This window comes from Luteolibacter pohnpeiensis (genome assembly GCF_016595435.1).
In the GTDB taxonomy this organism is placed as follows: domain Bacteria; phylum Verrucomicrobiota; class Verrucomicrobiia; order Verrucomicrobiales; family Akkermansiaceae; genus Luteolibacter; species Luteolibacter pohnpeiensis.
On record NZ_JAENIJ010000057.1, the window covers coordinates 1 to 9,586 of the forward strand.

The window sequence follows — 9,586 nt, forward strand, 5'->3', positions numbered from 1 at the left end:
TAAAATTCAAGCTGGCACTCTCCGGGAGACTGCAGCTAGATTACCACGCTCTTTCTCTATGATCACTTACACCAAACCCCCGCATCCAAGAGAACATCGGTTGATTTTCAAAAACATCGATCGCGAGGGGTGGGATCAGTCGATCGATTGCTGCCTGAAGGATGGAGGTTATGAGCAGCTGAAAAAGGCGCTCGCCATGGAGCCTAAGGCAGTCACGGAAGAAGTGAAAAAATCCGGCCTGCGCGGGCGCGGTGGCGCGGGATTTCCCACCGGCATGAAGTGGACCTTTATCCCGCCGAACAACACCAAACCCGTTTATCTGATCTGCAATGCAGACGAATCCGAGCCAGGCACCTTCAAGGATCGCTACATTCTTCATCAGGACCCGCACCAGCTGATCGAGGGCATGGTCATCGCTGCCTATGCGTGTGGTGTCCACACAGCCTACATCTACATTCGTGAGGAATTCCCCGCAGCGGCGTTGATCGTTGAAAAAGCGATTGAGGAAGCGCGGGCGAAAAATTTCGTTGGCAAAAACGTGCTCGATTCTGGGTTCGACCTGGAAATCTACGTCCATCGGGGCGCAGGAGCCTACATTTGCGGTGAAGAAACGGGGTTGATCGAATCGCTTGAGGGGAAACGCCCTTATCCGCGGATCAAACCGCCGTATTTCCCGGCAGCGCTTGGCCTCTACATGTGCCCGACCATCGTCAACAATGTCGAATCGCTCTGTCACGTGAAGCACATCATCGGCATGGGAGGCGACGAGTATGCGAAACTCGGGGTCGCGCGGAACACCGGCACCCGGATTCTTTGCGTATCCGGCGATGTGAAAAATCCGGGTTATTTTGAGGTCGAGGTCGGCAAAGTCACGATGCGCGAAGTGATCTACGAGCTTTGCGGCGGGCCCAAGGACGGCCGCGAAATCAAAGCAGTGATTCCCGGTGGATCATCCTCGAAAATCCTGCGCTGCGATGAAGTTTACAAAATCAGGAATCCCGATGGGACCACCCGCGATTTGCCATTCTGGGACGTGCAAATGGATTTCGACACTCTGGCAGCCTGCGGATCGATGGCCGGATCGGGCGGGGTGATCGTGCTCGATGATTCCAGAAAAATGTCGTGGGTCCTCAACAACATCAATGCCTTCTACGCCCACGAGTCGTGTGGCCAATGCACGCCGTGCCGCGAGGGATCGACCTGGATGCGCAAAATCAGTGATCGTTTGGTTGCCGGTTCAGCTAGCGCGAAAGATATCGAGACGCTGGAAAGTGTGGCATATCAAATCGACGGGCGAACCATTTGCGCCTTCGGCGAGGCGTCATCGTGGCCCGTGGAGGCGATCATCGCGAAATTCCGCGATGAATTGATCGCTGAAACGACCGAAGTGGCGGAAATCGCGCCGGTGAATCCCGAAGCGGTAGCTCAGCGGCGATTTTTGGAGAAGGTATGAGCTCGTTGCCGGTGAAAACATTGTTTCCCAAGACTCGGATCGTGCTGCAAGCCGTTGCAGCGATTTGGCCATTTCTGGCGTTGGGTTACATTTCAAGCTACTTCGATCATTCCCTGTATTTCCCACTAATCCTTCTGGTCTGTATTTTATTCCCGATCGATTTTTTGCTGAAACCAGATCGTTTTTCAGGTCGCCGTATGATCCTCTTCATGAAGACCGCGAAAATCGTCGCTTATGGATTGTCATCATGGGCAGTTTTCACCAATCCAATCTTTCGGGAAATCTCCCAACGTTTAGCCGATGAGCGAGCTTTCTATGATTGGCGATTTGTGACGGCTGCCATTGTGATCACGGTGGTTTTCTCGGTCCAGCAGGTGATGAAAGTTCGGGCCTGGGACGATCGCCGGATATACGACTTGATTCGTTGTGGTGCGGATTCACAATCCAGTGAATCTGCTGAACGACTTTGAAGGACCGACTGCAAATCATCGCACTGGCACTCCGGGTTCCGTTGGGAGCTTGGTTTCTCTATTCTGGAGCTGAAAAAATCTTTGTCTCGGGACTCGATCGATTCACCTACGACATCAGCAACTATCGCATGCTGCCCGCACCGTGGGATGCGGTGATTGCATACACGATTCCCTGGGCGGAAGTGATTTGTGGAGTTTGTCTGCTGCTCAGTATTTTGCGGAAGGGGACGATTCTGGCGATGACCGGGTTGGTCATTTCGTTTGCCATCGCGATCGGTTGGGCATGGTCCAAGAATCTCGACATCACCTGCGGCTGTCATGGTGGCGATGCACCGATCAATTATTGGGAGAAAGCCTTGGAATTCACCGGCTATTTCGCGGCACTTGGCTGGCTGTGGTGGATTGAACGCGCAGATCTGTCCAAAATTTGACGGCTTCGGAATGATTTTAGCGTTTCCGAACTCACGCTCCCTGACCAATCTCCGCGCATGAGCTTCGCAGAACGCTTGCAGCAACGAATCAAGAAAACCGGCTCCCGACTTTGTGTGGGGCTCGATCCTCGACCTGGCGACGGCGGAGCAACCTTTGCCCGGAATTTTCTCAAGCAGGTCATCGATGAAACGGCGGATTCCGCAGCTGCTTACAAGCCGAACATGGCTTATTTCGAGGCGATGGGAATCGACGGCATCCGCGTGCTGGAAGATTTACTCAGCAAGATGCCCGAGGGCATTCCGGTCATTTTGGACGCCAAACGCAGCGACATCGGGGAAACCCAAAAATACTACGCCCAAGGCTATTTTTCCGGCTGGAATGTGGATGCGGTGACGCTCAATCCGTTCCTGGGCTATGACTCGATCGAGCCGTTTCTCGATTGGAAAGACAAGGGGATTTACCTGCTGGCGGTGACCTCAAACCCGGGAACCGCAGATTTCCAACAGCAGAAACTGGCCGATGGACGCTCGGTTTTCGAACTGGTGACCGCTTTGGGCGAGCGTGCCAAGGCGGAGGAACGGGCGACGGATGTCGGCTACGTCGTGGGACTTACCAATGCCGCAGCGGTTTTGGAAAAAATCCCGGATGCACCGCTTCTGGTGCCTGGGCTCGGTGCGCAGGGCGGCGACCTTGCTTCGCTGGCCTCAGCAGGGCGCACGGCTCCGGATGTGATCAATGTTTCCCGCGGAATTCTCTACGCGGCGGATGAGCGCGGTTTCGGTGCCCGTGCTCGTGGTTGGGCGGAAAAAATCGCGACAGCTTACCCCGTTTAGCTGTGCTAGCTTGGCGACGTTTATGGGAGATTTAGAAGGAAACGAGCAGCCGCCGCAAATCGCCGGATACACCGCTAAAAATTCCGGTTTGCTGCCACAAAAAGGGTGGCCGGCTCGGAATTTGAAGTTTTTCCGCCATCGGATCGTCCCCGGCATGTTCAAGCGTGCGGGTGGCAGCTCGATTTCCCCAGTGCTGGACCCGCCAAAGGATGGTCGGGTCCGCATCACCTGGATCGGCCACGCTTCATTTTTCCTGCAATTTGCGGACCACTCGGTGATGGTCGATCCGAACTGGGCGAATTGGCACGGGCCGGTCCGCCGCATTCAACAGCCGGGCCTGAACCTGCGTGAAGTGCCGGAGGTCGATCTGGTGCTGGTGACGCACGCGCATTTCGACCACCTGCACAAGCCGAGCTTGAGAATTCTGCAATCGAAAGAAGGAATCGTCGTTCCCAAAGGCAGCGCCGGATTGGTCAGGCGGCTCGGGTTCCCGGCAGTCCATGAAGTTTCAGCCTGGGATTATCTACATTTCAACGAGTTGGAAGTCATCCACACGCCTTGTTTCCACTGGGGAGCCCGGTTCATTCACGACACACACCGGGATTACGGAGGCTACATCGTCCGCGCGGCGGGGAAGAGCGTGTTCCACTGCGGAGACAGCGCGTATTTCGATGGATTTGTCGAAATCGGCAAACGCCATCAAATCGATGTCGCGCTGATGCCGATCGGTGCCTACGAAGCGCCAAGCGGTCGCAACGTCCACATGAATCCTGAAGAAGCGGTGCGTGCATTTGCCGATCTTGGGGCGAAAGTGATGATTCCGATGCACTACGGAACGTTTCCCCTCGGAAATGAGCCGAACGATGAACCGGTCGAGCGCCTGCTGATGGAAGCGGATCGACTCGGTATCAGCGATCACGTGCTCATTCCGGAAACCGGGGTTGGCATCGAGTGGTAGATATTTTCCGACACAAATGTGATTACGGTGTATACTCGTCTTCATGACCCGACGATTTTTCCTCATCCTCTTCACGATGCTGCCGACCTTCGTGTCGTGTCAGCCTGAGAAAAAAGCCATGACAAAGTTAGATAAAGAACCTGCGGTGGTAACCATTCCTGAAGGCGCCGAAGTGGCGACTCTGGGGGCTGGTTGCTTTTGGTGCATTGAGGCCGCTTACAACCGGATCGACGGCGTGATTTCCGCGACATCGGGTTACAGTGGTGGCCATGTGAAAAATCCGACGTATGAGCAGGTTTGCGATAAAACCACCGGTCACGCCGAAGTGGTTCAGGTCGTCTTTGATCCGAAAAAGATCAGCTACGAACGCATCCTCGCCTGGTATTGGGATTTGCATGACCCGACGACCCTGAATCGCCAGGGAAATGATGTAGGTCCTCAGTATCGCTCGGTGATTTTCTATCATTCCCCGGAGCAAAAGAAGATCGCGGAAGCATCGAAAGCCGCTGCGCAAAAGAATTTCAAGGACCCGATCGTGACGCAAATCCAGGAGGCGACCGACTTTTATCCGGCGGAAAATTACCACCAGAACTACTACGCGGAGAACAAATCGAAGAATCCGTATTGCAAATATGTGATCCAACCGAAGTTGCAAAAACTGCATCTCGACGATTGATCGGATTTCTCAGGAGCGGAATCATTTGCACAAGCGGGTCGTCGGCAGCACCATGCCGTCGCCCGCTTTTTTATTTCCATGAACGCACCCCGGATTTTTTGCAACAGCCTGCTTTCGCCCGAACTATTTGAAACCTTGCGCGCGGGAGTCAGCCCCGGAGAACTGGTTTTGCCAGCGAATCCTGGCACCTCGGTTTTGGCAGTACCGCAGAAGGATCCGGCGTTCGAAAACATCGACATCGCTTTTGGCCAGCCGGATTTGGAAAGCATTTACGAATGCGATTCCCTGCGCTGGATTCATGTGAGCTCGGCCGGCTTCACTCGTTACGACACTCCGGAATTCCGTCAATACGCGACCGTCAAGGGATTGGTCGTGACCAATAGCTCGACGGTCTACGCCGAGGCCTGCGCGCAGCAAACCCTGGCATTCATCATGGCTCACGAGCGGCAACTTCCCAAGTCGCTCACGATCCGCGCGGCCAGCGGCACGCCAGCTTGGAACGGGCTGCGTTACGCCTGTGGTTTGCTGCAAAATCAGACCGTTCTGATTCTTGGCTATGGAGCGATCGCCGCGCGTTTGGTGGAAATGTTGAGGCCCTTCAATCTTCGGGTGATCGCCATGCGTCGCCAACCGAAAGGCGATGAAGGGGTGGAAATGATCACGCCAACGGACTTGCCGCAGTATCTTGGTCTGGCGGATCATGTGGTGAATATTCTGCCCGAAAACCACGAGTCGCTTGGCTTTTTCAACACCGAACGCTTCGGCTTGATGAAACCCGGTGCCGCTTTTCACAACATCGGTCGCGGAACCACCGTGGATCAACCGGCGTTGTATGATGCCCTGAAATCTCGCCATCTTTCCGCCGCTTGGCTGGATGTCACGAATCCGGAGCCGCTTCCGGATGATCATCCGTTGTGGACGCTGGACAATTGTTACATCACGCCGCACATCGCCGGTGGGTATGCGACGGAATCGAATGCTCTGGTCGCTCATTTCCTCGATAACTACCGCCGGTTTGTCGACGGCACTCCGCTGCGCGATCAGGTGATTTAAGGCATCACTCGCCAATATCTTCGTTCCAAAGCTCCGGTTGATCGCGGATGAAATCCGTCATCAACTGGATGCAATCGGCGTTGTCCAATACCGTCAATTCGACACCTCTGGAACGCAGCAAGTCTTCATCGCCCATGAAGGTCTGGTTTTCACCGATCACCACTTTCGGAATTCCGTAAAGCAGGATCGCTCCGCTGCACATTGGGCAGGGGGAGAGGGTCGTGTAGAGCGTGCATTCACGGTAGACTGAAGCCTTCTGCCGCCCTGCATTTTCCAGCGCATCCATTTCTCCGTGCAGGGTGGTGCTGCCTTTTTGAATCCGCCGATTGTGGCCGCGCCCGATGATCTCTCCTTGGTGAACGATGACGCTGCCAATCGGGATTCCGCCTTCTGCGAGCCCCATTCGCGCTTCTTCAACTGCCGCTTGCATGAATTTGTCCATTGGTGTTATGATGAGCAGCCGCAGGTGTTTCGTCGAGAATTTGAGTCGATGGGCACGTGATCTGCGTATCCCCTCCAGACCCAATTGTTTATGCCTACCGTTCGACTTGCAGGAACCGTCCGCGGAGAGAAAGATCCCAACCGGGAAGTCCGCGCCAAACTCCTTTACCAACTTTTCAGCCGTGGCTGGGATATCTATAACTCCAACGGCGACCAGCGAATCTCGCTTTCCAACATCGAGCGCAAAATCATCGAGTCCGACGCGTTTCTATTCACACCGGGGGCGACCTTGGAGGACATGTTCAAGGCGATTTCGATTTTTGTCGGCTACCAAACGTTGGACCGTCATCTCTCCGGCAAACCCACCGTGATCCTGAACTCGGACGAGTCGTGGAGCCGGCTTTTCGAACTCCTGAGCCATTTGAACCGTCTTGGCACGGTGAAACAAAACCATGCGGATTACCTGCTCGTCGCCGATGACCCATCCGGCGTGCTCGATTTGTTAGAAGCAGCCCGTTCCCGGGGCAACCCCGATGTCGGTCGCGAGCGAACCGGAGAAGTCGCGGGACCTTCTTTCGAGACCCCGCTGCCGGACGATCATGCTGGCAACGTCTGCGTCTTTTGCTCCGCCTCAATCGGCGATCCGGCATATCTGAGCGATGGCTATGAATTCGGCAAATTGCTGGCGGAAAGCAAACTCGGTTGCGTGTCTGGCGCCGGAAATTCAGGCATCATGGGCGAGGTGGTCCGTGGTTCGGTGGATGCTGAAGGCTGGACCGGGGGATCGAACGTTCCACACATCATCGAGCTGGAAGGCTTGCCGCAAGGGCTTTCCAGCTTCTGGCTGAAGCCGGACATTTACACCCGGATGGAGATCATGATCGAAAACTCGGATGCCTTCGTCATTTTCCCCGGCGGTGCGGGAACGGTGCAGGAGATGCTCGCGCTGATGATTTTCAAATCTCAGGGCAATGAGCTGATGAAGGATAAGCCGGTGCTGATTTACAATCGCAAGGACGCGAATGGTGTCAGTTTCTGGGCTCCGCTGATTTCCATGCTGGAGCCATTTACCGAAGCGGGCCAATTTGTCGTGGTCGATGAATTGGTTGATCTGGTTCCGACAGTGCAATCGCTATTGCCGAGCCGGGCGAAAGCTTGAATGCGGCGGGCTTGCACCATCGATCATCCCCGACTAGTGTCGCGCAGCTTGAAAGTTGGAATCATCGTCAATCCGCGAAAAACCGGGGCAGTTCGCACCATGCGTGCGCTCCGCACGGTGCTGCAAGCCAAGGGCATCTCGTGTGTTCTGGAAGAATATACCGCCGAGCTTGCGGGCGAGGGCGGGGGAATCCCAGCCACTGAGTTTTCCAAGCATGTCGCCATCGCCGCCGTTCTAGGAGGCGATGGCACCATGCTGAATGCCGTCCTGCGGTTGGGGAAATTTGAAAAACCGGTTGCCGGAATCAACATCGGCACGCTTGGGTTTCTAACAACTTCCACCGATGACGATCTCGAATCTTTTGCGGAAGCGCTTGAGACAGGAAGCTACACGATCAGCAAACGAACGCTGCTTGAGGCCACGGTCTATCGCGCCGGGAAAGCGACGGAAACATTTTTCGCATTGAACGAAATCACCCTGGCACGCGGCGAAACTGGACGACTTGTGTCCTTGCGAGCGACGCTGAATGGGGACTTGCTCAATCACTACCGCGCGGACGGATTGATTGTCGCGACCCCGACCGGATCGACCGCCTATTCTCTATCAGCGGGCGGACCCCTGATCGAACCATCAGCTGCGGTATTCGTGGTCACGCCGATTTGCCCGCACAGTCTGAGCCAGCGCTCGTTGATTGTGGCCGATGATGCGGTGATCGGACTTTCGCCGGAAAATCCAGACGATGGCCCGATGCTGTTCACGGCCGACGGGCGCGATAACAGTCGCATCGAGCCAGGTGATTCCGTCGAAGTGCGAAAGGCGGATCGGAATTTCCTGCTGCTGCGCTATGGCGGGATGTCGTTTTATGAAGCATTGCGGCAAAAGCTTCACTGGCAAGGGCTGTGAGCCTCAGTATGAGCACTGGTAGCAGATTGTGCTGCAGCATCCAAAACGGCGGCCAGAGCCGAAATCAGCCGATGGCGTAGCGGGGCCGCACGTTCTGCCAACCGTCGTTGCTCTGACTCATAGTGCTTCCTGCCCTCGGCGGTCTCGATTTTGACCGCTGGCCGATCCCACGCACTCAAATCGTAAGGGCTCGCGCGCATGTCGAGATCGCGCAAGTCGATCGCCAGCTCGAAACAATCAAGCAGCAGCTCTGAGCCAATCCATGGCATGGCTTTCGCCGCCCATTTGTAGAGATCCATATTGGCATGGATGCAGCCCGGTTGCTCCAATTTGGGGCGGCTCTCCAAGCTCGGTTGCAACCTGTTCCACGGTTTGGTTTCAGGCTCGAAAAATCGGAATGCGTCGTAATGAGAACAAACAATTGGCCGAGAGCGGACGACTTCGTCGATTTCCGCCTGTGGTAACCGCAACGGCGTGGTTTTCTCATGCCTCACGCTGGTTCCGCCATACACCATCGCCCATTCATGCAACCCATGGCAGCCAAAATGGCCCGGACGGGACTGGGTCGCTGCCAACAAATCATGGATCCACCGTAGCCGGATGATTTCCTTTTCATTCAGTAATCCAGGATCCACGAAAATCCGATTTTCCAGACAACGGTGGTACTTTCCCAATCGGATCGGTGGCTCGTCAGCATCCCATTCCAGAACCAACCCAAATCCCGGCTGCCAACTTTCCAAAAACGCAAACGGGTAGGGGTAGTATTGGAACAGAAAATCGTCGATCGGGTGGGCGATTCCTCGATCCCGCCTAGCCCGTGCCGGGGCTGTGTATGTCGATGCCCGCTGCAAGTGGCGACGTTGCATTTCCTGCCAAATCTTTGGAGCAACAAGGTTTGTGGGATCGGGAGACAACATTCCGCGCGGAGAAAATCACGATTTTCAGAATAAGGCAAAATTTCCCTTGCGCGAATGCCAAACCCATCCTAACAATGCCGCCCCGCGCCGGAAGGCGCATGGTTCCAACCGCGGGATGGAGCAGCCAGGTAGCTCGTCAGGCTCATAACCTGAAGGTCGTAGGTTCAAATCCTACTCCCGCAACCAACATAAAGCCGGGTCTACACCAAAGATTGGGGATGAGGCTTTTTGTTGAGGTTTTGAGGATGGATTGACGATGGGTTTCAGCCGCATTGGGCGATCACGCGGAGC

11 protein-coding genes and 1 tRNA gene are annotated in these 9,586 nt (G+C 55.3%); 10 read left to right on the top strand and 2 right to left on the bottom strand.

Annotated features, from left to right (window positions below; all coding sequences use genetic code 11):
• The first annotated feature begins 58 nt into the window (after window positions 1-58).
• From nuoF to JIN85_RS19105, 7 genes are all read left to right on the top strand, one after another.
• Window positions 59-1,453 (top strand): NADH-quinone oxidoreductase subunit NuoF, encoded by a 1,395-nt coding sequence (nuoF, locus tag JIN85_RS19075; protein ID WP_200273828.1) that lies wholly within the window; start codon window positions 59-61, stop codon window positions 1,451-1,453.
• Window positions 1,450-1,923 (top strand): hypothetical protein, encoded by a 474-nt coding sequence (locus tag JIN85_RS19080; RefSeq protein WP_200273830.1) that lies wholly within the window; start codon window positions 1,450-1,452, stop codon window positions 1,921-1,923. The genes nuoF and JIN85_RS19080 overlap by 4 nt, the downstream gene beginning before the upstream one ends.
• Entirely contained in the window at window positions 1,920-2,354 is a 435-nt protein-coding gene (locus JIN85_RS19085; protein ID WP_200273832.1) for a MauE/DoxX family redox-associated membrane protein, read from the top strand. The genes JIN85_RS19080 and JIN85_RS19085 overlap by 4 nt, the downstream gene beginning before the upstream one ends.
• A gap of 57 nt (window positions 2,355-2,411) precedes the next feature.
• A complete protein-coding gene (gene pyrF / locus JIN85_RS19090; protein ID WP_200273834.1) occupies window positions 2,412-3,188 on the top strand; it encodes an orotidine-5'-phosphate decarboxylase in 777 nt (258 codons plus the stop codon).
• Window positions 3,189-3,210: 22 nt separating this feature from the next.
• Window positions 3,211-4,146, top strand: coding sequence for an MBL fold metallo-hydrolase (locus tag JIN85_RS19095; protein ID WP_200273836.1), 936 nt, complete (start codon window positions 3,211-3,213; stop codon window positions 4,144-4,146).
• 118 nt (window positions 4,147-4,264) lie between these two features.
• Window positions 4,265-4,822: a peptide-methionine (S)-S-oxide reductase MsrA gene (gene msrA, locus JIN85_RS19100; RefSeq protein WP_343225496.1), complete on the top strand. Its 558-nt coding sequence runs from the start codon at window positions 4,265-4,267 to the stop codon at window positions 4,820-4,822.
• Between the two features lie 78 nt (window positions 4,823-4,900).
• Window positions 4,901-5,875 (top strand): D-2-hydroxyacid dehydrogenase, encoded by a 975-nt coding sequence (locus JIN85_RS19105; protein WP_200273838.1) that lies wholly within the window; start codon window positions 4,901-4,903, stop codon window positions 5,873-5,875.
• Between the two features lie 4 nt (window positions 5,876-5,879).
• On the opposite strand, the gene JIN85_RS19110 is transcribed toward JIN85_RS19105, so the two are convergent.
• The gene (locus tag JIN85_RS19110; RefSeq protein ID WP_200273840.1) at window positions 5,880-6,317 is read right to left on the bottom strand and encodes a deaminase; all 438 of its coding nucleotides are present in this window, start codon (window positions 6,315-6,317) and stop codon (window positions 5,880-5,882) included.
• Between the two features lie 90 nt (window positions 6,318-6,407).
• Here JIN85_RS19110 and JIN85_RS19115 point away from each other — a divergent pair, with 90 nt between their 5' ends.
• Both JIN85_RS19115 and JIN85_RS19120 read left to right on the top strand, forming a co-directional pair.
• Window positions 6,408-7,475, top strand: coding sequence for an LOG family protein (locus tag JIN85_RS19115; protein WP_200273842.1), 1,068 nt, complete (start codon window positions 6,408-6,410; stop codon window positions 7,473-7,475).
• 48 nt (window positions 7,476-7,523) lie between these two features.
• Complete coding sequence (locus tag JIN85_RS19120; RefSeq protein WP_200273844.1) at window positions 7,524-8,378, top strand: NAD(+)/NADH kinase; 855 nt, start codon at window positions 7,524-7,526, stop codon at window positions 8,376-8,378.
• On the opposite strand, the gene JIN85_RS19125 is transcribed toward JIN85_RS19120, so the two are convergent.
• On the bottom strand, window positions 8,360-9,244 hold the full coding sequence (locus JIN85_RS19125; protein ID WP_200273846.1) for a hypothetical protein: 885 nt from the start codon (window positions 9,242-9,244) through the stop codon (window positions 8,360-8,362). The two genes, JIN85_RS19120 and JIN85_RS19125, sit on opposite strands and share 19 nt — an antisense overlap.
• A 160-nt stretch (window positions 9,245-9,404) precedes the next feature.
• Here JIN85_RS19125 and JIN85_RS19130 point away from each other — a divergent pair.
• Window positions 9,405-9,481: transfer RNA gene (locus tag JIN85_RS19130), tRNA-Met, on the top strand.
• The last annotated feature ends 105 nt before the right edge of the window (window positions 9,482-9,586 follow it).

Bases quoted from the DNA above. Each gene is read 5' to 3' on its own strand.
- nuoF (WP_200273828.1), top strand. From the start codon at position 59: ATGATCACTTACACCAAACCCCCGCATCCAAGAGAACATCGGTTGATT.
- JIN85_RS19080 (WP_200273830.1), top strand. From the start codon at position 1,450: ATGAGCTCGTTGCCGGTGAAAACATTGTTTCCCAAGACTCGGATCGTG.
- pyrF (WP_200273834.1), top strand. From the start codon at position 2,412: ATGAGCTTCGCAGAACGCTTGCAGCAACGAATCAAGAAAACCGGCTCC.
- JIN85_RS19095 (WP_200273836.1), top strand. From the start codon at position 3,211: ATGGGAGATTTAGAAGGAAACGAGCAGCCGCCGCAAATCGCCGGATAC.
- msrA (WP_343225496.1), top strand. From the start codon at position 4,265: ATGACAAAGTTAGATAAAGAACCTGCGGTGGTAACCATTCCTGAAGGC.
- JIN85_RS19105 (WP_200273838.1), top strand. From the start codon at position 4,901: ATGAACGCACCCCGGATTTTTTGCAACAGCCTGCTTTCGCCCGAACTA.
- JIN85_RS19110 (WP_200273840.1), bottom strand. From the start codon at position 6,317: ATGGACAAATTCATGCAAGCGGCAGTTGAAGAAGCGCGAATGGGGCTC.
- JIN85_RS19115 (WP_200273842.1), top strand. From the start codon at position 6,408: ATGCCTACCGTTCGACTTGCAGGAACCGTCCGCGGAGAGAAAGATCCC.
- JIN85_RS19125 (WP_200273846.1), bottom strand. From the start codon at position 9,244: ATGCAACGTCGCCACTTGCAGCGGGCATCGACATACACAGCCCCGGCA.